This is a genomic window from Alcaligenes parafaecalis (genome assembly GCF_026344135.1).
In the GTDB taxonomy this organism is placed as follows: domain Bacteria; phylum Pseudomonadota; class Gammaproteobacteria; order Burkholderiales; family Burkholderiaceae_B; genus Alcaligenes; species Alcaligenes parafaecalis.
The window spans coordinates 23495-44266 of record NZ_JAPKNA010000006.1 but is presented as its reverse complement, the minus strand read 5'-3'; the positions used below and the strand labels follow the sequence as shown (position 1 = coordinate 44266).

General features: G+C 56.7%; 14 protein-coding genes. 9 read left to right on the top strand and 5 right to left on the bottom strand.

Going from position 1 to position 20772, the window contains the following annotated elements; translation table 11 throughout:
* The 3 genes from OSH09_RS16455 to OSH09_RS18350 are packed head-to-tail and all read left to right on the top strand — an operon-like array spanning position 1 to position 3524.
* A complete protein-coding gene (locus OSH09_RS16455; protein WP_222666898.1) occupies positions 1–1488 on the top strand; it encodes an NADH-quinone oxidoreductase subunit M in 1488 nt (495 codons plus the stop codon).
* A gap of 11 nt (positions 1489–1499) precedes the next feature.
* The gene (nuoN, locus tag OSH09_RS16450; protein ID WP_207875412.1) at positions 1500–2978 is read left to right on the top strand and encodes an NADH-quinone oxidoreductase subunit NuoN; all 1479 of its coding nucleotides are present in this window, start codon (positions 1500–1502) and stop codon (positions 2976–2978) included.
* Between the two features lie 12 nt (positions 2979–2990).
* The gene (locus OSH09_RS18350; RefSeq protein WP_207875411.1) at positions 2991–3524 is read left to right on the top strand and encodes a DUF2818 family protein; all 534 of its coding nucleotides are present in this window, start codon (positions 2991–2993) and stop codon (positions 3522–3524) included.
* 129 nt (positions 3525–3653) lie between these two features.
* Here the strand turns inward: OSH09_RS18350 and OSH09_RS16440 are convergent, their stop codons facing one another.
* The gene (locus OSH09_RS16440; protein WP_207875410.1) at positions 3654–4769 is read right to left on the bottom strand and encodes an NAD(P)H-dependent flavin oxidoreductase; all 1116 of its coding nucleotides are present in this window, start codon (positions 4767–4769) and stop codon (positions 3654–3656) included.
* Positions 4770–4940: 171 nt separating this feature from the next.
* Between OSH09_RS16440 and serB the strand changes: the two genes are divergently transcribed.
* Positions 4941–5792, top strand: a complete 852-nt coding sequence (gene serB, locus OSH09_RS16435; protein ID WP_222666899.1) for a phosphoserine phosphatase SerB — start codon at positions 4941–4943, stop codon at positions 5790–5792.
* Between the two features lie 168 nt (positions 5793–5960).
* Here serB and mfd read toward each other — a convergent pair whose 3' ends face one another.
* Entirely contained in the window at positions 5961–9440 is a 3480-nt protein-coding gene (mfd, locus tag OSH09_RS16430) for a transcription-repair coupling factor (protein ID WP_376912136.1), read from the bottom strand.
* Positions 9441–9469: 29 nt separating this feature from the next.
* Between mfd and ispD the strand changes: the two genes are divergently transcribed.
* Both ispD and ispF read left to right on the top strand, forming a co-directional pair.
* Positions 9470–10171: a 2-C-methyl-D-erythritol 4-phosphate cytidylyltransferase gene (ispD, locus tag OSH09_RS16425; RefSeq protein ID WP_266121592.1), complete on the top strand. Its 702-nt coding sequence runs from the start codon at positions 9470–9472 to the stop codon at positions 10169–10171.
* Positions 10168–10653 (top strand): 2-C-methyl-D-erythritol 2,4-cyclodiphosphate synthase, encoded by a 486-nt coding sequence (ispF, locus tag OSH09_RS16420; protein WP_266121591.1) that lies wholly within the window; start codon positions 10168–10170, stop codon positions 10651–10653. Before ispD ends, ispF begins: the two co-directional genes overlap by 4 nt.
* Before the next feature lie 61 nt (positions 10654–10714).
* Here the strand turns inward: ispF and OSH09_RS16415 are convergent, their stop codons facing one another.
* Positions 10715–12055, bottom strand: a complete 1341-nt coding sequence (locus OSH09_RS16415) for an ATP-binding protein (protein WP_456151372.1) — start codon at positions 12053–12055, stop codon at positions 10715–10717.
* A 104-nt stretch (positions 12056–12159) separates the two neighbouring features.
* Complete coding sequence (gene ompR, locus OSH09_RS16410; protein ID WP_003801024.1) at positions 12160–12894, bottom strand: osmolarity response regulator transcription factor OmpR; 735 nt, start codon at positions 12892–12894, stop codon at positions 12160–12162.
* Between the two features lie 279 nt (positions 12895–13173).
* Between ompR and tsaB the strand changes: the two genes are divergently transcribed.
* Both tsaB and OSH09_RS16400 read left to right on the top strand, forming a co-directional pair.
* Positions 13174–14406 (top strand): tRNA (adenosine(37)-N6)-threonylcarbamoyltransferase complex dimerization subunit type 1 TsaB, encoded by a 1233-nt coding sequence (tsaB, locus tag OSH09_RS16405; protein ID WP_266121590.1) that lies wholly within the window; start codon positions 13174–13176, stop codon positions 14404–14406.
* Complete coding sequence (locus tag OSH09_RS16400) at positions 14403–15326, top strand: uracil-DNA glycosylase (protein ID WP_266121589.1); 924 nt, start codon at positions 14403–14405, stop codon at positions 15324–15326. The genes tsaB and OSH09_RS16400 overlap by 4 nt, the downstream gene beginning before the upstream one ends.
* A gap of 90 nt (positions 15327–15416) precedes the next feature.
* Here OSH09_RS16400 and lplT read toward each other — a convergent pair whose 3' ends face one another.
* Positions 15417–16727: a lysophospholipid transporter LplT gene (gene lplT, locus OSH09_RS16395; protein ID WP_266121588.1), complete on the bottom strand. Its 1311-nt coding sequence runs from the start codon at positions 16725–16727 to the stop codon at positions 15417–15419.
* Between the two features lie 500 nt (positions 16728–17227).
* Between lplT and smc the strand changes: the two genes are divergently transcribed.
* The gene (gene smc / locus OSH09_RS16390) at positions 17228–20752 is read left to right on the top strand and encodes a chromosome segregation protein SMC (RefSeq protein ID WP_266121587.1); all 3525 of its coding nucleotides are present in this window, start codon (positions 17228–17230) and stop codon (positions 20750–20752) included.
* Positions 20753–20772: the final 20 nt, after the last annotated feature.

Here is a 20772-nt window from a genome sequence, read left to right as displayed (position 1 = left end):
ATGGCGTCTTCTACTCTTCCTTGGTTAACGCTGGCGATTTTCGTACCTATCGTCGCTGGCCTGTTGGTGCTGGCTCTGGGACGTGATGATCGTCCCACCTTCACCCGCTGGCTGGCTCTATTGGGTTCGATTGCCGGTCTTGTTGTCACTATTCCTCTGTACACGGGCTTCAATCCGGGTACGGCCGACATGCAGTTTGTCGAGCTGGCCCCCTGGATTGATGCCTTCAAGGTGAATTACCACCTTGGCGTGGACGGTATTTCCATGTGGTTTGTCTTGCTGACCGCGTTCATTACGGTGATCGTGGTGCTGGCGGGCTGGCAGGTTATCAAGAACCGCGTGGCTCAATACATGGGTGCCTTCTTGATCCTGTCAGGTCTGATGGTTGGTGTTTTCGCCGCCCTGGATGGCCTGCTGTTCTACGTGTTCTTTGAAGCCACACTGATCCCGATGTATCTGATCATCGGTATCTGGGGTGGTCCAAACCGCGTGTATGCCTCGGTCAAGTTCTTCCTCTACACCCTGATGGGCTCCCTGCTGACTCTGGTTGCCTTCATCTACCTGTGGAATGTGTCCGGCGGTACGTTCGATATCCTGACCTGGCACAAAGTCCCCTTGGACTACACCACACAGGTGCTGATCTTTGCCGCGCTGTTCATGGCGTTTGCGGTGAAAGTGCCTATGTGGCCTGTTCACACCTGGTTGCCGGATGCCCACGTGGAAGCACCTACGGGTGGTTCCGTGGTGCTGGCTGCCATCATGTTGAAGCTGGGTGCTTACGGTTTTCTGCGCTTTTCCCTGCCCATCGCTCCTGATGCGTCGCAGGGTCTGGCTGGTATCGTGATTGCGCTGTCCCTGGTCGCAGTGATCTACATTGGTCTGGTCGCTATCGTTCAGGACGACATGAAAAAGCTGGTGGCTTACTCCTCTGTGGCTCACATGGGTTTTGTCACACTGGGCTTTTTCGTCTTCAACACCACAGGTATGGAAGGCGCGATCATGCAGATGATCTCGCACGGCTTTGTGTCCGGTGCCATGTTCCTGTGTATTGGTGTGTTGTACGACCGCCTGCATAGCCGCGAAATTGCCGATTACGGTGGTGTCGTCAAGGTTATGCCTCGCTTTGTCACCTTCTTTGTGCTGTTCTCCATGGCCAACAGCGGTTTGCCAGGCACCAGCGGCTTTATCGGTGAATTCACTGTCATCATGGGCGCGGTTGAGTACAACTTCTGGATCGGTCTGTTGACAGCAACGGCACTGATTACCGGTGCGTCTTACTCGCTGTGGATGCTCAAGCGCGTGGCCTTCGGTCCCGTGGGTAACGACAAGGTTGCCGGCATGAGCGACCTGAGCGGCCGTGAGTTCTTCGTTCTTGGCGTAATGGCGATTGCGGTCATCGGCATGGGTGTCTATCCCAAGCCATTTACCGAGGTCATGCACGTTTCGGTTGAAGCGTTGCTGCAACACGTCTCCATCTCGAAACTGTAGGCCGAATCACTATGGATACTACCTTTAACTTTTCTCTGGCTTTGCCCGAGATCCTGCTCCTGGTTCTGGCCTCGTGTGTGCTGATTTTTGATGCGTTCAGCACGCACAAGCAGCGCCATTCAACCTTTGTGTTCAGCCTGCTGACGCTTGCCGTGGTTGCGGCCAGCGTGGCCTGGCAGTGGTCCAAGGGCGTTAGCGGCGTCTCCTTTGGTGGCCTGTTCGTCGTGGACGAGATGGCTCACTTCCTGAAGCTGCTCTCGTGTGCTGCAGTGGCCGCAACCCTGATCTACGGTCGTGAATACGCTGAACAGCGTGACATGATGGAGCGTGGTGGCGAACTCTACACCCTGACGCTGATGGCTCTTCTGGGCCAGATGATCATGATTTCGGCCAACAGCATGTTGACCGCTTATCTGGGCGTAGAGCTGATGTCCTTTGCCTTGTACGCATTGGTGGCCTTGCGTCGTGAACATCGTCAGTCCATTGAAGCTGCCCTGAAGTACTTCGTATTAGGTGCTTTGGCTTCCGGTATCTTGTTGTACGGCATGTCCATGATTTATGGCGCTACCGGCAACCTGGAGTTCCCACGTATTGCTGAAGTGATCGCTAACGGTCAGGCCGAACGTCTGGCTCTGGTCTTTGGTGTGGTGTTTGTGGTGGCAGGTCTGGCTTTCAAATTGACGGCTGCTCCTTTCCACATGTGGACACCGGACGTCTACCAAGGCGCTCCTACCACCGTGACCCTGATCATTGGTGCTGCTCCTAAACTGGCCGCCTTCGCCGTGACCATGCGTTTCCTGGTGGAAGGCCTGCACGGTGTTGCGGTGGATTGGCAGCCTATGCTGTTGATCATGGCCGTGCTGTCGCTGGCTCTGGGTAACCTGACCGCGATCATGCAAAAGAATCTCAAGCGTATGCTTGCGTATTCGACCATCTCGCACATGGGTTTCATCTTCCTGGGCTTGCTGGCTGGCGTGTTCAATGGCGAGACCCACTCTCAAGCCTACGGTGCTTCGCTGTTCTACGTAGTGATCTACGTTCTGACCACACTGAGCACCTTTGGCCTGATTCTGATCATGAGCCGTCGTGGTTTTGAATGTGAAAACATCAGCGACCTGAAAGGTCTGAGCCGTCGTAATCCCGGCCTGGCTCTGGTCTGGCTGCTGTCCATGTTCTCCCTGGCTGGTATTCCTCCGCTGTCCGGTTTTGCCGCCAAGCTGAGCGTGCTGCAAGCCGTGGTGGGTGCCGGTTATGTCTGGCTGGCCGTGTTTGCCGTGATCATGTCCTTGATCGGCGCTTTCTACTACCTGCGTGTGGTGAAGGTCGTCTACTTTGACGAACCAGAAGGCGAAGCACATCCTGTTTCTACAGGCTTGCTGACCAAGCTGGTCATGTTGGTGAATGGTGTTCTGATTATCGGCCTGGGCCTGTTGCCCGGTGGCTTGATGGATACCTGCATCCGCGTGATTCAGTCTTCCTTGCAGTTTTAAGTAGGTAGCACTATGGAACAAAGCTTTTCCATCTGGGTTGTGATTATTCTTTCCGTGATTACGGCTAACTTGCCGTTTCTGGTGGAAAAACCCTTGCTGGTTCTGCCTTGGTCCATGCCGGGCGAGCGCTCTGGTCTCTCGCCCTGGCTGCAACTGATTGTGGGTCTGGTCTACCTGGCTGTGCTGGCTGCTTTGGGTCTGGGGATTTACACGGTGATCGCCGCCAGTTCCGGTCTGAATTCCTTGCCTGTTATGTTGGGCAAGGTGTTTTTGGGCCTGGTTTTAGTGGCTGCGCTGTTTTACTTCCCTGCCTGGCGTACTCGCCATCAGAAAGTCTCCAAAGGCTTTTTTGCGCGCCTGCTGGAGGTGTGTGCTTTTTACGGTATTGTGGGTGCTTTCGGCTTTGCTTTTGAAGCCAGTATCGGTAATCCCTTCAAGCAAACCTGGGTGTTCTACACCATTACCTTTGCCTTGTTTCTGGTGATGGCGTACCCCGGCTTTGTGTATCGTTATTTGATGCGCCACCCCAAGGGCAAGTTTGAATAGTCCTGACCAGATAAAAAAACCTCGCAAAATTGCGAGGTTTTTTTTCGTCCTGACTTTCGGTGTCATGTAATCAGCAGGTGGCTTTGCTGCTGCTGGGCTGCATACCGCGTGTGCAGCCCGCAGAATCGATCAAGGCTTGTCCAAGGGTGCGTGAGTGGCACCAGCCACTCCCAGGCGCTTGCAGACGCCCTGAGCCTCTTGAGCGAGGACCAGCGTCAGTTGCTCGGCAGGCAGGGCGCGACCCAAGGCAGCGCTTTGTCCGCTCCACAGGGAACTGAATTCGGTACGACCTTGTTTTTCGGCTTCGATACGCAGCGGGCTGAGTGCCGACCCAGCATGGGGGAATACCGGAGCACTGGCGCTTAAAGGACCAATTTCATCCATCAGGCGAGTGCGAATACTGCGAGCTGGGCGGCCAGAGAACAGATTGGTTAGCGCTGTGCCGTCCGAGCGACTATTGGACAGGGCTTCGCGATGCAGCGGGGTGATCTTGGATTCGGGACAGAACAGGTAGGCAGTGCCAATTTGCGCCGCGCTGGCACCCAAAGCCAGGGCTGCGGCAATACCGCGTCCATCAGCAATACCACCGGCAGCAATCACGGGAATGCTGACGGCATCGGCAATCTGGGGAACCAGGGACATGGTGCCTACTTGTGTATGCACCTTGTTGTCCAGGAACACGCCACGGTGACCACCGGCTTCAAAGCCTTGAGCGATGATGATGTCGGCGCCGTGCTCTTGCAGCCAGACCGCCTCAGCCGTCGTGGTAGCGCTGGACATGATCAGAGCACCGGTTTTTTTAACGCGCTGCACCAGTTCGGGAGAGGGCAGGCCAAAGTGGAAGCTGACGACTTCAGGTTTCAGCTCTTCGACCAATTCAGCATGTTGGCTGGAGAAGGGAGCACGTGCCGCTTTGGGCAATTCCTGATTCGGGTCCAGGCTGTATTCCTGGTAGTAAGGCATTAGGCGAAGACGCCATTCTTGTAGAGCCTCTGGCTCCAGGCGCAGATCCTCGTGGCAAAAGAAGTTCAGATTGATGGGGGCCGACACGGCGGCTCTAAACAGCCCCACTTGTTCGCGAATTTGTTCCAGGCTGAGCATGGCGCAGGCCAATGAGCCCAGGCCGCCAGCACGAGCCACGGCAATCGCCAGCTCACTATCTTGCGCTCCGGCCATAGGAGCTTGAACGATGGGTTGCTCGATGTGGAGCAGATCCAGCAAAGTGTTGTTGGGCCAGATATACATGAAGGGCGTCCTCGGTCATTTCGCGATAGCTTTTATCGTAGCAGGATGAGTTCAGACTGAAAACTGACATCGCTGTGTGTGGGCAAGGCCGTGGCAAGCCTGCAGCACGCTACAATAATCGTCTTTTGGCACGACGACTGTGCCGTATTTTCCTGTTTTGTGGACGATCTGATGTCTCATCTCATTCTTCAAGGGCCGCGCCTGGATAGCGCCATCATCGAAAAAATAGCGGCAGTGGTGCAGGCCGATGGTGTGCAGGAGCTGGGCCCTACCGCCGTGCGTCTGCTGGGTGCTGACGCCACGCAGCGTGCTGAGGTGCAGGCACTGTGCAAGACTGGCGCAATGGACTTTGCTTTTCTGGAGCAGATTGATCGCCTGAAAGACATGCGCGTGCTGGCAATGGACATGGATTCCACGCTGATCAATATCGAGTGTATTGATGAGATTGCTGATATGGCTGGCCGCAAGGAACAGGTTGCCACGATTACCGAAGCGGCCATGCGCGGCGAAATCAAGGACTTCACCGAGAGCTTGAATCGCCGTGTGGCGTTTCTGGAAGGTGTGCCTGTCAGTGATCTGACTCGCGTGTATGAAGAGCGCTTGCAGCCTAATCTGGGTGCGGACCGCCTGATTGCGACGGCTCATGCCCATGGCGTAAAAACCTTGCTGGTATCGGGTGGCTTCACCTTCTTTACCGAACGCATGAAAGACCGTTTCAGCTTGAGCTATGCCCATTCCAATACCTTGGAAGTGGTGGACGGCAAGCTGACCGGCAAAGTGCTGGGTGCGATTGTGGATGGTCAGGCCAAAGCCCGTTTCTTGCAGGAATTGGCTGCGGAGCTGGGCGCTGGCCCGGAGCAGTGTATTGCGATTGGCGACGGTGCCAATGACTTGCCCATGATGGCGCACGCTAAATACTCGGTTGCCTACCGGGCCAAGCCTGTGGTGCAGGAGCAAGCCAGCTTTGCGCTTAACCACTCTCCACTGGATGCTGTCTTGAACTGGTTCCGCTTGGATGTTTGATGTTGGCGGATCGCCTGCGTAGTCTGGCGGTGCAAGGCTCAGCGCAGCACACTAGACCTGAGCACGGTAAGCAGGGCGAGGGGGTGATGCAGTAGGCCGTTTTACCCAAATGAAAAGAGCGCTGTCACTGACAGCGCTCTTTTTTATGTCCAGCCTTGTTGTTAAGGCTTACTTCTCTTTGCGCAAACTGTTCAGCACATTGCGTACGGCCTGAATCCGGTTCTTGATTTCCTCACCTTTGGTGATTTCAATCCGCAACTTGTCGGGTCCAGCCAATCGCACCTGCTTGTTCTTTTGCACCAGTTCAATAATGCTGACGGCGTCCACATTGGGCTTGGAGGAAAACTGAATCGTCGCCTGTGCCTCGCTGGCATCGATTTTCACAATTCCCAACGGTTCGGCCTTGATACGCAGGCGATGGACGGCCAGCAGATTCTCGCCAGCCTCTGGTAGCAGGCCATAGCGGTCGATCAGCTCTTCATGGATATGGATAAGGTCATCTTCCTTGCGAGCGTGTGACAGGGCCTTGTAGTGGCCCAGGCGGGCATTCACGTCGGGGCAGTAGTTAGATGGCAGCAGGGCAGAAGTATGCAGATTCACTTCGCATTGCAGGGCAAAGGGTGAATCAAGGTCCGGTTCTTCGCCAGCCTTCAGGGCTTTGACGGCCGTGTTGAGCATATCCGCATACATGGAATAGCCCACTTCCTGAATGTCGCCGGACTGGGATTCGCCCAGCACTTCGCCTGCTCCCCGGATTTCCAGATCGTGCATCGCCAGGAAAAAGCCTGCGCCCAGCTCTTCCATGGCTTGAATGGCCTCCAGCCGCTTCTTCGCATTACTGGTGATGGCATCCTCGCCAGGGGTGAGCAGATAGGCATAGGCCTGGTGGTGGGAGCGGCCCACGCGTCCACGCAACTGGTGCAATTGGGCCAGGCCCAAACGGTCAGCTCGATGGATGACGATGGTATTGGCGGTAGGCACGTCAATGCCGGTTTCAATAATCGTGGTACACAGCAGCACGTTGTAGCGCTTCTGGTAGAAGCCCTTCATGACGGCTTCCAGTTCGCGCTCGGGCATTTGGCCGTGAGCCACGGCAATACTGGCTTCGGGCACCAGTTCTTCCAGGCGGGCACGACGGTTGTGAATGGTCTCGACTTCGTTATGCAGGAAGTAGACCTGGCCGCCGCGTTTCAATTCGCGCAGCAGAGCTTCGCGTATGGTGCTGCCATCTTCACGACGCACAAAGGTTTTGATCGCCAGACGTTTTTGCGGTGCCGTGGCAATGACGGAGAAGTCCCGTATGCCCTCCAAAGACATGCCTAAGGTACGTGGAATAGGGGTGGCGGTCAGGGTCAGAATGTCGACTTCGGCGCGCAGTTGCTTCAAGGCTTCTTTCTGACGCACACCAAAGCGGTGTTCCTCGTCGATGATGACCAAACCTAGCTGTTTGAAACGCACGTCCGAGGACAGAATCTTGTGCGTGCCAATCACAATATCCACGCTGCCTTCACGCAGCCCCGCAATGGCGGCCTGGGTCTCTTTGGTGGAGCGGAAGCGGGACAACTCGGCGACGCGGATGGGCCAGTCGGCAAAGCGATCCGAGAAGGTCTGTGCATGTTGCTCGGCCAGCAAGGTGGTCGGGCACAGCAGGGCAACTTGCTTGCCATTGGCCACGGCCAGGAAAGCGGCACGCAGAGCGACCTCGGTTTTACCAAAGCCCACATCCCCACACACCAGGCGGTCCATAGGTTGGCCGGAGGTCATGTCGTTCACTACCGCTTCGATGGCAGCGGCCTGATCCGGGGTTTCTTCAAAGCCAAAGCCTTCAGAGAAGGCCTGGTAGTCATTCAGCGGTAATTTGAACTGGAAGCCTTCACGGGCGGCACGCTGGGCATACAGGGCCAGCAGTTCGGCAGCGCTGTCACGCGCCTGCTTGGCGGCACGGCGACGCGCTTTGTCCCATTGGCCAGACCCCAATTGGTGCAAAGGTGCATGCTCGGGATCAGCACCGCTGTAGCGGGCAATCACGTGCAATTGGGCTACGGGCACATAGAGAGTGCTGCCTTTGGCGTACTCCAGGTGTAGAAACTCGACCGGGCCTTCTCCCAGATCCATTTCTTTCAAACCACAATAACGACCAATGCCGTGCTCGGCGTGAACGACGGGGTCGCCCTCGCGCAGTTCGGACAGATCCCGCACCATGGCTTCCACATCGCTGCTGCGCTCGTTGCGGCGACGGCTGCTTTGTGTGCGTGTCTGGGTGGGGTAGAGGTCGTTTTCGGTGAGCAGGCTCAGACTGTCGTGCACCAGGGCAAAGCCACGCGACAGGGGGGCCACCACCAGGGCGAAGGCCGCGTCCGACTCCAGAAAGTCGGCCAGATTCTGGCAGTCTGTAGCGGGTGACAGGTCATGCTCACGCAGCATTTGCAGCAAGGTTTCCCGACGGCCTGCGGAATCTGCACACAATACGGTGCGATTTTTGGGGTCCAGTACTTCCTGCCGCAATTGGGCCAGCGGATCCTTGTCGCGGCGGTTAACCGCGACAAGAGGCAAAGGCTCGAAATCAGGGTGAGCGATAGGCTGGCCATCCGCTTGGGCATTCAGGCTCAGGCGGCTAAAAGGTTTGATTCCATTGAAGAATTGCTCATCCGACAGAAACAGGCTTTCTGGGGGAAGAATAGGGCGTTCGCGGTCGTTTTTCAGGAAGGAGAAGCGGCTATGGGTATCGCTTTGGAATCGGCCAATCGCGCTTTGTGCATCTCCGTGAGTGATGACCAGGCTGCCTTCAGGCACATAGTCCATCAAGGTCGCGGTTTCTTCAAAGAACAGCGGCAGATAGTATTCGATACCCGCGAAGGCAATGCCATTGCCTACGTCTTTATAGGGCAGGGCGCGAGAAGGATCACCTTCAAAGAATTCACGGAAACGGGCGCGGAACTGGGTACGCGCTTCTTCGTCCATGGGGAATTCGCGGCCCGGCAGGAGCTGGATTTCCTTGACGGGATACAGGCTGCGCTGGGTGTCTATATCAAAGCTGCGTATGCTTTCGATTTCGTTGTCGAACAGGTCCAGACGATAGGGCAAGACTGAACCCATAGGGAACAGGTCAATCAGGCCACCTCGGATGCTGAACTCACCGGGAGCGCTGACCTGTGTCATATGGGTATAGTTGGCCAACATCAACTGGGCACGCAACTGGGCCTCGTCCAGCTCATCGCCCTGACGGAAAGAGAAGGTGTAGGCCGCCAGAAAGGACGGTGGGGCCAAACGGTACAGAGCTGTGGTGACGGGCACGGTCAGGATATCGACCTCGTGCATGGTCAGGGCGTGCAGGGTACGAAGGCGCTCCGAGATCAGATCCTGGTGCGGAGAGAAGCTGTCATAAGGCAGCGTTTCCCAGTCCGGTAGCTGGCGCACACGCAGGGTGGGGCCAAATAGCAGGATTTCCTCGGCCAGCCTTTGGGCGGTCAGGGGATCGGCGCAGAGCACCAGAATAGGCGCTTTATGCTGGCGGGCCAGGTCGGCAATCAGGCAGGCATCGCCCGAGCCAGGAGGCATGGGCTGTGCGTAGCGTTGACCGGGGCGTAGGGCGGCCAGCACATCTTGGGTGCTGGGCAGGGACAGGGAGTGCTGTTTTTCGGTTTCCATCAGGATTGTCATTATAAAATCACCCACCTATGAAGACTACCTTGATTGCAATTGTTCCAGCCGCCGGTATCGGTGCGCGCGCCCTGGATTCTGCCACGAAGGCGCAAGGCTTGCCCAAGCAATACCGTTTGCTGGGTGGGCAGCCCATGTTGCGCCGCTCGGTGCAGGCCCTGCTGGCCGATGAACGCATCAGCCAGGTGCGGGTTGCCGTGGCGCCGGGCGATACCTGGGCTGCCGTCGCACTGGAAGGTTTGCCACGCACCGTCTGCCTGCCTTGTGGTGGGGAGACGCGGGCTGAAACGGTGCTTAATACGCTGAACACTCTGGATAGAGAGGAACAGCCTTGGGTTCTGGTTCATGATGCTGCTCGTCCCGGCCTGCCACGGCAGGCTTTGGGACGTTTGATTGATGCTTGCTTGCAGGCGCTGCGCGGTGGCTTGCTGGCTTTGCCGGTGCCTGATACCGTCAAGCGCGCGACGCAGACCGAAGCGGTGGCGGTGCAGGAGACCGTAGACAGGGACGGGCTGTGGCTGGCGCAAACTCCGCAGTTGTTCCCCGCCCAGGATTTGCGCAGGGCCTTGCAAGAGGCTAAAGAACAAGGTTTGGCAGTGACGGATGAGGCCAGCGCCATGGAATTGGCGGGCAGCCAACCCTTATTAATATTGGGTTCAGCGCGGAATTTTAAAGTCACCTGGCCTGAAGATTTTGAATTGATGGAGAAATGGTTATGAGCATGCCGATTCGCGTAGGACAAGGTTTTGATGTGCATGTGCTGTGCGAAGGCCGACCTTTGATTCTGGGTGGGGTCACTATTCCGCATACCCATGGCTTGATGGGGCACTCGGATGCCGATGCCTTGCTGCACGCAATTACCGATGCCATTCTGGGTGCGGCGGGTCTGGGGGATATCGGTCGTCATTTCCCGGATACCGACCCTCAGTACAAAGGGGCTGATAGCCGTGTGCTGTTGCGTCATGCCTATGAGCAGGTGCGCGCGGCAGGCTGGCTGGTGGGGAATGTCGATGCCACGATTCATGCACAAAAACCCAAGATTGCCCCGCATGCTCCTGCCATGGTGGCCAATATTGAGGCGGATCTGCATTTAGAGCCGGGCAGTGTGAACGTCAAAGGCAAAACAAATGAAGCCATTGGCTTTGTGGGCCGCCAGGAAGGGATTGCGGTAACCACCGTGGCCTTGTTGTACCGCGCTTGATTGCATTGGGTTCTGAATGAGACCTTGGGCAAGGGGAGTACCCGCCCAAGGTTTTTTTTGTTCAGGAGACTTTGGTGTCTTTATCGCCCTGGGTTCCAGGGGCATTACGACTTGCACGGATACGTGGCAATTGAATGCGGGCGGTCAAACCCTCGGAGGGGGCGCTGACCAGCTCAAAGTGACCACCGACCTGTCCCAGCAAGCGCTCCACAATCGCCAGCCCCAAACCTGCACCGCTCACGCCAGTACGGGCAGAGACACCACGAGAGAAGGGACGCAGCAGACGCTGGATATCGCCTTTGGCAATCCCTGCGCCCTGATCTTTGACGGCAATCACCAGAATATTGCCGTGCTGATGTGCCGACAGTTCAATACGCGCACGGTCATCTTCGGGGCTGCGGCCATAACGACGCGCATTTTCGATCAGGTTGGAGACGATACGCTTCAAGTCGTGAGCGCTGATGCGGGCGTACAGATTGGGTTCGACGGAAGCCGTCAAAATGCCACCCAGCGATTCGGTATGTGTGCGTTCGCGCTCGTAGACGTCATTGAGCACGGCGGAAACATCAATGCCATGTTCGGGGACCGCTGCAGCGGGACGGGCGTATTCCATCAATTGACCAATACTGTGGTCAATCTGGGCCAAGTCCTCGTCAATGGCGGCTCGGGTTTCGTCTGATACCTGACTTAATTCGATTTCCAGACGCATGCGCGCCAGAGGCGTGCGCAAGTCGTGTGAAATACCGGCCAGCATGATTTCCCGATCCGCCTCGGTCTGGCGGATATCGCGGGCCATACGGTTAAAGGCGATATTCATGTCGCGGATTTCAACCGGGCCTTTTTCAGGCAGGGTGCTGGGGGTTTCGCCACGGGCCAATTGCTGGGCCACCTTGGCCAGTTGAGCCAAAGGCCGGTTCACAAAACGCACACTGACCGCGGCACCAATCAGGGCCAGTAGCAAGGCGGTTGCGCCCCAGCCCAGCCATTCCACGCCAGCCGTCAGACTTAATTGTTCGCGATCAAAGACCAGCCAATACTGATCTTCATTTATATCAAAGGAAACCCAGATGCCCGGCACGCTATTGACCGACCACATGATCAGGGTCTGGCTACCTAATGCACCACGTACTTCGGTAGAGACGTGTTGCCAGTAATTAGAGCGCGGCAGGGGTTCCAGTTCGTCCGTATTTTCGCGTGGTTGCACGCGCAGACTTTCTTTGGTTGCCAAATCCAGCAACAGGGCAGGGCGTACCGCCGGAGGCGCGTACACCAGAGCCGAGCGGGTGATGCTGACAATGGACGCCACGCGTTGAGCCATTTGGGCCGCGCGTGGGCCTTCTTCCATACTGAAGAATACTTGCAGCCAGGCACCCAGGCTGACGAGCATTAACGCAGCAAGCAATAAAAAAGACCGGCTGAATAAACCCAGCCGGATACTCGAGTTTTTTGTTGCTCGGCGTTGGGCTGCCACGGCGGGCCGCCCGTCTTGCTGACCGGAAGACAAGGTCAGTTACCGCCGTCGGGAACAAAAACGTAGCCCAGACCCCAGACCGTTTGAATGAACACGGGCTTGGAGGCATTGGGTTCGATCAGCTTGCGCAGACGCGAAATCTGTACGTCCAAGCTGCGATCAAAGGCTTCGTATTCGCGACCACGCGCCAATTCCATCAGTTTGTCGCGCGACAAGGGGATCTTGGGATGACGGGCAAACACTTTCAGCACGGAGAACTCGCCCGTCGTAATCGGGACGACTTCGTTATTGCGGGTCAGTGTTCGAGTGGACAGGTTCAGCACATAGGGGCCGAACTCGATCGATTCATTTTCCTGACTAGGTGCGCCGGGGTGTTCCTCGGTACCACGGCGTCGCAAGATAGCGTTGACACGGGCTAGCAGTTCGCGGGGGTTGAAGGGTTTGATGAGGTAGTCATCGGCACCCATTTCCAGGCCCACGATACGGTCGATTTCTTCGGCCTTGGCGGTGAGCATGATGATGGGGGTGTTGTCGTGTCCGCCGCGCAGCCGACGACAGATGGACAGGCCATCCTCGCCTGGCAGCATCAGATCCAGTACCAGCAGATCGAAATGCTCGCGTTGCCAGAGTTTGGCCATTTCTTTACCGTCTTCGGCGACGAAAACGTTGAACCCTTGTTCGGACAGGTAGCGGCGCAATAAATCGCGCAGCCGGGGATCGTCGTCAACGACAAGGATTTTGCGGGTGAGGGGGGGGGTCGGCGTATTCATAGCGAAAATGTAACAGGCATCAGAAAGCGCGTACAGGGGGGTGTAGAAAAATATTACACATTAAGTGTTTTGTACGATTTATGCGCCTTGCAGCAGGTTTGACTGGGTCGTGAGGAAAATCATATGGTGACAAATAGTCTCTCCGGTCGGTTTGAGTCAGGTCAAAAAAAATGCCTGTGCTAGGGAAAAGTCACGACCTGTTCACCTATGTCGCGGTTTATCCTGCCCCCATTCTGATCAGGGTGCCTATTTTCAGTCTGCTTAAACTAAAATAGCGCGATGGATGCACATATTCTTGCCCTGGAGACTTCCTCCAATCTCTGTGAACTGACCTTGTTGTCTCGCACCCAAGCGGGTATTTCGCTTGTGGAGTTGAGCCACGAGGGTAGTGGCGATCATGCTGAACGCCTTTTGCCCATGGCCGAGCAACTGCTGGAGCAGGCTGGCCTGGATCGGCAGGCCCTGACCGCCATTGCTTTTGGACAAGGGCCTGGTGGCTTTACCGGCCTGCGCGTGGCGTGTGGGGTGGCTCAAGGCATGGCTTTTGCCTTGGATTTGCCCGTGCTGCCAGTGTCGTCTCTGCTGGCTGCTGCCGCCTGTGGTACGCCCGTTGAAGGGACGGCCTATGTGGTGGTGCAGGATGCCCGCATGCAAGAGGTCTATGCCGCTGTGTATAGCTGGACGGCCGAGAAATCCTGGTCTGTGCTGCAAAGCCCGGTGCTGCTGGATGCAGCGCAGATCACCCTGTGGATTGCGCGCTTGCAGGCAGAAGGCTTGATTGCAGAGCAGCAGCCTATTCAGGTCATCGGTGATGCGCTGGAACAGTTTCCAGATCTGGCTCCTGCCGTAGAGGCACAGGGTTGGGATCTTGGCCAGAGCTGGCGTGCGACGGGCGCGAGTGTCGCGCATCTGGCCTTGCATGATCTGGATGAGGGACGTGGTGTGTCGCCCGATTTGGCCATGCCGTTGTATGTGCGTGAAAAAGTCGCCTACACCATTCAGGAACGTGAACAAGGCTTGGGGGGTAACCCGGCAGCGTTGGACCAACCCTTGCAGATTGAAGCCATGCAGGCAGGGCATGTGTCCGCCGTGCTGGATATTGAACGTCGGGTGGAAAGTCACCCTTGGACGGCAGGCAACTTTACGGATGCTTTGGGCAATAGCGCCTATTGCTCCCGGATTATTCATAAGCAAGGCCAGGTGCAGGGCTACGCGATTTGGCTCAAGGCTCCTGACATGATGGAGCTTTTGCTGATCGGGGTAGACCTGGAACAGCAGCGACGCGGACTGGCTCGCCAATTGCTGGACGACGGTCTGGAACTGGCGCGTCAAGCTCAGGTAGAGCGTGTGGTTCTGGAAGTCCGGGCATCGAATGCTCCGGCTATCAGCTTGTATAAAAAGCTGGGTTTCCAGGCGGATGGTCTGCGTAAAAACTACTATCCGCTTAGCGATGGTCTGCGTGAGGATGCCGTCTTGATGAGCTTGGACCTGGCCAGCAAGGCAGGGGCATGATCGATTTTCAGCCTGTTTCCCCTCTGCAGCGCACCTGGCTTTTAGAGCTGGGTCTGGAGCGCGCCTTTCTGGCGCGTCTGCCGCAGCCTGCCGTGCAAGCCACTGTGCAGCAAGCAGCTCCCTCAGCCGTATCGACACCAGAGCAGGTAGCAGCCGTAGAGACGATGGAGCGGCATTCGGATGGGCCGGTCAGCCGTCCTTTGGCGACACCCGGTGCAGCCGCGACGCAGGATGCACAGTCCGCCCGTGATCAGGCTTTGGCTTTGTTGCGTAAAGCGGGCACTCGCCCTGCGGTAGTTGCCCCTGTCGAGGAAGTAGTTCAACGACCGGCTGTGCTGATTCAGCCCGAAAAAGCCCAGGATATGGCCAGCCTGCTGGAGCAGGTTCAAGCCTGCCAGGAATGTGGCTTGCACACGGGCCGGGCTCAAGTGGTGTTTGGCTCTGAGCTGCTGGTGGAACCGGACTGGATGATTATTGGTGAGGCACCTGGGACTAGCGATGATCGCAGTGCTCAACCTTTTGATGGCAAAGCCGGGCTGCTCTTGCAGGCCATGCTTAACAGCGCCATTCCCAATGCCTCCGTGTATAAAACACATCTGGTGAAATGCCGCCCCTTGGGGAATCGTCCCCCTACCCAGGAAGAGCTGGCTGCATGTCGGGCCTTTCTGGATGCGCAGATTCGTCTGGTACAGCCGCGCCGTTTGCTGGCTGTCGGCCATTTGGCTGCGGTGGCACTAAGTGGCCGTGATGAGGATCTGGAGGCTTTGCGGGGGCAGGCTCTGACGTACACCGATGCTCAAGGTCGCAGCTTGCCTTTGGTGGTGACGTATCATCCCGCCTCGCTATTGCTGCGTCCGCAGCATAAAGCCAATGCCTGGCGGGATTTGTCCTTGCTACGCGAGTTGCAGAGCCAGTCCTGATACTGGCCCTGTGGGGAGGTATGTTTTACCGCCGGGCCACCCCAAGGCTCGGCGCCCCCAGTAAAAAGCGCCCCAAAGGGGCGCTTTTGTTTACTTGGCCGCCAAGGCCTGTCCGTGACCTTCCTGACCAATGCAGGCTTCCAGCTCGGGATGAGCGCGCAGATTGGCGTTTTTCCAGATGATGAACACCGTCATTAAAGACGCCACCATCAAGCCAAAGAACACAATGATGTAGTTGATGGGCAAACGCAGCCACAGCAGCAGGCTGTACAGCGCCAGCATGAACAGAATGTTCAATTGTTCATTGAAGTTCTGTACGGCAATGGAGTGACCGGCCGACAGCATGACGTGGCCGCGATGTTGCAGCAGGGCATTCATGGGGACGACGAAAAAGCCGGACAAACCACCAATACCCATCAGCAGGGTGTAGACCGCCCATTTCTCGTGTACCAAAGGCATGAGCAGGACCACAAAGCCCATTGCTACGCCTACAGGCAGAACAGCCAGAGATTTTTTCAGGGGAACGCGGGCGGCAAAGACGGCACCAAAGACCGTGCCCAATGCGGCCACACCCATCAGCACCGAGGCCTGATCCAGACGGTAGCCCAGATGCTGAGCGCCCCATTCAATCACAATGAATTGCAGGGTGGCACCGGCACCCCAGAACAAGGTGGTGACCGCCAGCGAGATTTGGCCCAGCTTGTCACGCCACAGAATGTGTACGTAAGTACGGAATTCCTTGAGCAGCAAGATGGGGTTCTTTTGTTGGGGCGGGTACTCGATATTGGTGCGGGGGATCAGCAGATTGCACAGCGCTGCTGACAGATAGATAAAGGAAATCAGCAAGATAGCGACTTCGGCACGTGTCTGGGCCAAAGGTGCAATCAGCGGGTGCTCGGCTAGCGAAGCGGCAATCGAGGGGCTGATCAAAATGCCGCCCAGCACGGTGCCGCCAATAATGGACAACACGGTCAGGCCTTCAATCCAGCTATTGCCTTTGACCAGTTGCTCGGGTTTGAGCATTTCGGTGACGATGCCGTACTTGGCAGGGGAGTAGGCGGCAGCACCGATACCAACCAGGGTGTAGGAGACAAAGACCAGAACCAGTTGCTGGGAGTCGTTCATGCCAAAGTACTGGTGGCAGAACATCAACATACAGCCCATCAGCTTGATGGCATTGGTGGCAAACATCACCCGACCCTTGGGATACGAGTCGGCAAAGGCGCCTACAAAGGCGGCCAATAGCACGTAGGACAGCGCAAACCACCATTTCATCATGGGGACCATCCAGATAGGTCCGTGCAGGTCAGCGATCAGGGCGATGGCGGCAATCAGCAAGGCATTGTCGGCAACTGACGACAATGCCTGCGCGGCCATGACCAGATAAAATCCTTTATTCAAAATACATCCCGAATGCGTGTGCCCACAGGCGCAGTCGCAGGACTGCGGAGCACGAATCAAAGCCAGGTGTCAGACCTGAGGAGCTTTTTCAAGGCGGCCCACCACAGTTTTCCTGACAAAGCCTGAGCCGGTGCGAAATTTACGAAGAGAGATGGGGAGCAAGAATAACAGGGACTGCGGGGGCAGTGGTATCAGAAATTCATTGCGGCTGTCTGACTGCTCGGATTTTCTGGCCGGGCGGGCGCTGGCAAAGCGCTATTGTAAATGCCCTGTCTGGCACTATTGTCCTGCTTGCCAAGCAGGGTAAACAGGGCTTGACGACAGGGAGGAGTTTACTGCCTTATCATCCCAGCAGCTCTGAGCTGATTTTCATTTGTTTTTTAGCCGTCTTTGCTGTGGGTGGCAGGTGCTGCGGTATCATACGACTCGCGGTGCCAGGCAGATAGAAATGCGCCTGCGCGCCTGTTCAAATTGGTCTTTTCTGAGCTGACTTTTACCCTGTGCGTCTAACCCAGATCAAACTTGCTGGTTTCAAATCCTTTGTGGACCCGACCACCATTCCAACTCCCAGTCAGTTGGTTGGCGTTGTCGGGCCCAATGGCTGTGGGAAATCCAACATCATCGATGCGGTGCGCTGGGTGCTGGGCGAGAGCAAAGCCTCCGAGCTGCGTGGCGAGTCCATGCAAGACGTGATCTTCAATGGTTCGTCACAACGTAAACCGGCGGGGCGTGCCTCGGTTGAACTGGTTTTTGATAATTCTGAAGGGCGTGCCTCGGGTCAGTGGAGTACCTACGCTGAAATCTCGGTACGGCGTGTGCTGAGCCGGGATGGCACCAGCAGCTATTTTCTGAATAATCAGGCCGTCCGGCGGCGCGACATTCACGATATTTTTCTGGGTACTGGCCTGGGGGCGCGTGGTTACGCGATTATCGGCCAGGGCATGATTAACCGCCTGATTGAAGCCAAGCCCGAAGAGCTGCGTGTTTTTCTGGAAGAGGCGGCAGGCGTATCGCGCTACAAAGAGCGCCGTCGCGAAACGGAAAGCCGTTTGCGCGATACCCGTGAAAACTTGCTGCGCGTGGAAGATATCCAACGAGAGCTGGATGCGCAGTTGGAAAAATTACAGGCGCAGGCCGAAGTGGCTCGTCGGTACCGCGATTTGCAGCAAGACGGCGAGTTAAAGCAGAACTTGCTTTGGCTATTGAAAGAGTCCAATGCACAGGGCGATCAAAAAGCGCGCTTTTTAGCTATTGAACAAGCCCAGACCAAGCTGGAAGAATCCATTGCTGGCTTACGGCACACCGAGTCGGCTCTGGAGTCGCAGCGGCAAGCCCATTTGCAGGCGGGTGATGCCTTGCACGTGGCTCAAACGCAGTTGTACGAAGCAGGGTCGCAGGTCTCCAGCCTGGAAGCGGAAATCCGCCATGTACTGGATTCACGCAGTCGTATGGCTCAGCGCCGTGAACAACTGGAACAACAGCAGCACGACTGGGTCGAGCAACAAGAGCATTGCCAGCAAGAGCTGGAAAACAGCGAGCAGCAGCGTGAAGAAGCCGCTGTCAGGCTGGAAGAATTACAGATTCAGTTGGAAGAAGCCCAAGGCGCCTTGCCCGATCTGGAGCAACGAGTCCGCGAGCAGGCCCAACGCCGAGATGAAATGCGCATGGGGCTGGCTCGCTTGGAGCAGAACCTGGCCTTGGCGGCGCAGTCGCAACGTGATGCGGATCGTCAAATCCAGGGGTTGGAGCAACGTCAGGAACGCTTGAAGCAGGAGCTGCGTGAACTTAACGCGCCCGACCCGGATAATCTGGAGCGTTTGCAGGGCGATCTGAATATGCTGCAAAACCAGTTGCAGCAGGCCCAGGAGCACATGCAGCACCTGGAGGCCCAGCTTCCCAGACTGGAAGAAGAGCGCAAGAAGGCGCAGGAACAAGCCTTGCAAGGCGGCCAGGATATGGCTCGTCTGGAAGCAAGACATCTGGCCTTGAGCCGTTTGCAGGAAGATGTGGCTCGCAAGGGGACCTTGGAACCCTGGCTGGCTAAACATGGGCTGGAGAGCATGAAGCGTCTCTGGCAAAGCCTGGACGTGGAAAAAGGCTGGGAAACTGCTCTGGAGGCCGTGCTGCGTGAGCGGATGACGGCCTTGGAGTTGCGCCGTCTGGATATGGCCGCCGCCTTTGCCAGTGATGCACCGCCTGCACGCTTGAGCTTTTATCAGCTTCCCGATGCGGGGGAGCTGGCCAAGCCTGCCCTGGATTTGCCTTTGCTGAGCTCGGTATTGCGTCAGCAAGAGGGCGCCTTGCGCAGTCTGCTGGGTAACTGGCTGCATCACGTCTATGTGTGTTCGGATTTGAAGCAGGCCTTGAGCTTGCGCGAGCAACTGTCCGATCAGATGGCTATCGTGGTGCAGGACGGCCATTTGGTCGATCGCCATAGCATTCGCTTTTACGCGCCCGACTCCGAACAGGCCGGGATGTTGGCTCGGCAGCAAGAGATCGCTCATCTGGAGCGAGAGTTGCGTGGCGCTCAACTGATTGTGGACGAGCTTGGTCATACCAGCACCCAGGCCGAAATGGCCTTGCAGCAAGTGCGTACTGGTCTGGTTCCCGCCCGTGCCCGCGTGGGTGAATTGACGGCGCGTATGCACGATGTGCAGTTGGAGCACTCCAAGCTGGCACAACAGGCTCAGCAATCGCAAGAGCGCGGCGGTCGAATCAATGATGAGCTGGAAGAGCTGAGCGTACAGCGCGAAGAGCTGCAAGCCAATCGTGAAGAGTTTGAAGCCCGTTTTGAAACGCTGGATGAAGAATTAGCGGAACATCAGGGTGTGTTTGCTGAAGCCCAGATGGAAGGCGAGAAGGGCGCCGAGCAGGCTGAACAGGCCCGCCGTACCGTCCACGAGCGCGAGCGCGCTGTGCATGATGCCCAGTTCGCCGAGCGTGCTTTGGTACAACGCATGGCAGAGCTGGAGCGTAATCTCGCCCTGGCTCAGGAGCAGGCCCAGCGCACCGCAGGTCAATTGGAAGGCCTTCAGGGCGAGTTGCTGGATCTGGATGCCTCAGCGGCACAAGCCGGTCTGCAAGATGCTCTGGAGTTGCGAGCCGAGCGTGAAGAGGCGGTACGCCTGGCGAAAATCCAGCTTGATACTCTGGCCGCGCAATTACGCGAGCATGAGCAAGCTCGTACCGAGAATGAAAAAAATCTGGGTCCCTTGCGCGAGCAAGTCACCGAATTGCAGTTGCAGGAACAAGCCTCGCGCCTGGCGGTCGAACAGTTTGCTGAACAGTTGGACAGTCGAAAGGTAAACCGTTCCGAACTGTGGAGCTTGTTACAGGAAAAGACAGCAGAATGGCAGCGCGTGGGCTGGTTGCAGTCCGAAGTGCAGCGTATCTCGCGCCAGATTGAAGGCTTGGGCCCGGTGAACCTGGCGGCCCTTGAAGAGCTGACGACGGCCCAAGAGCGCAAGACCTATCTGGATGCTCAGCACAAAGATTTGACCGATGCAATCGAGACGCTGGAAGATGCCATTCGCAAGATTGACCGCGAGACGCGCCAGTTGCTCATGGAAACATTCAACATCGTTAATCAGCACTTTGGTGAGCTTTTCCCAAGGCTATTTGGTGGTGGAGAGGCTAAACTGACGATGGTGGGCGATGAAGTGCTGGATGCGGGTGTACAAGTCATGGCGCAACCGCCAGGCAAACGCAACAGCACCATTCATTTGCTCTCTGGTGGTGAAAAAGCTTTGACGGCGACAGCGCTGGTTTTTGCCTTCTTCAAGCTGAACCCTGCGCCATTTTGTTTGCTGGACGAGGTGGATGCGCCACTGGATGATGCCAATACCGAACGCTATGCCAATTTGGTGGCCAGCATGAGCGACCAAACGCAGTTTTTGTTTATTTCTCACAATAAAATTGCCATGCAGATGGCCAAGCAGTTGATCGGTGTCACCATGCAAGAGCAGGGGGTGTCCCGTATCGTGGCGGTAGACGTAGATGCCGCCATGCAAATGAGCAGTGTGTAAGCCTGTTTTTTTTAATCCGG

Coding starts and splice junctions, on each gene's coding strand:
- ispD (WP_266121592.1), top strand. CDS start 9,470: ATGAAGACTACCTTGATTGCAATTGTTCCAGCCGCCGGTATCGGTGCG.
- OSH09_RS16400 (WP_266121589.1), top strand. CDS start 14,403: ATGATCGATTTTCAGCCTGTTTCCCCTCTGCAGCGCACCTGGCTTTTA.
- OSH09_RS16440 (WP_207875410.1), bottom strand. CDS start 4,769: ATGTATATCTGGCCCAACAACACTTTGCTGGATCTGCTCCACATCGAG.
- tsaB (WP_266121590.1), top strand. CDS start 13,174: ATGGATGCACATATTCTTGCCCTGGAGACTTCCTCCAATCTCTGTGAA.
- ispF (WP_266121591.1), top strand. CDS start 10,168: ATGAGCATGCCGATTCGCGTAGGACAAGGTTTTGATGTGCATGTGCTG.
- mfd (WP_376912136.1), bottom strand. CDS start 9,440: ATGGAAACCGAAAAACAGCACTCCCTGTCCCTGCCCAGCACCCAAGAT.
- ompR (WP_003801024.1), bottom strand. CDS start 12,894: ATGAATACGCCGACCCCCCCCCTCACCCGCAAAATCCTTGTCGTTGAC.
- serB (WP_222666899.1), top strand. CDS start 4,941: ATGTCTCATCTCATTCTTCAAGGGCCGCGCCTGGATAGCGCCATCATC.
- OSH09_RS18350 (WP_207875411.1), top strand. CDS start 2,991: ATGGAACAAAGCTTTTCCATCTGGGTTGTGATTATTCTTTCCGTGATT.
- OSH09_RS16455 (WP_222666898.1), top strand. CDS start 1: ATGGCGTCTTCTACTCTTCCTTGGTTAACGCTGGCGATTTTCGTACCT.
- nuoN (WP_207875412.1), top strand. CDS start 1,500: ATGGATACTACCTTTAACTTTTCTCTGGCTTTGCCCGAGATCCTGCTC.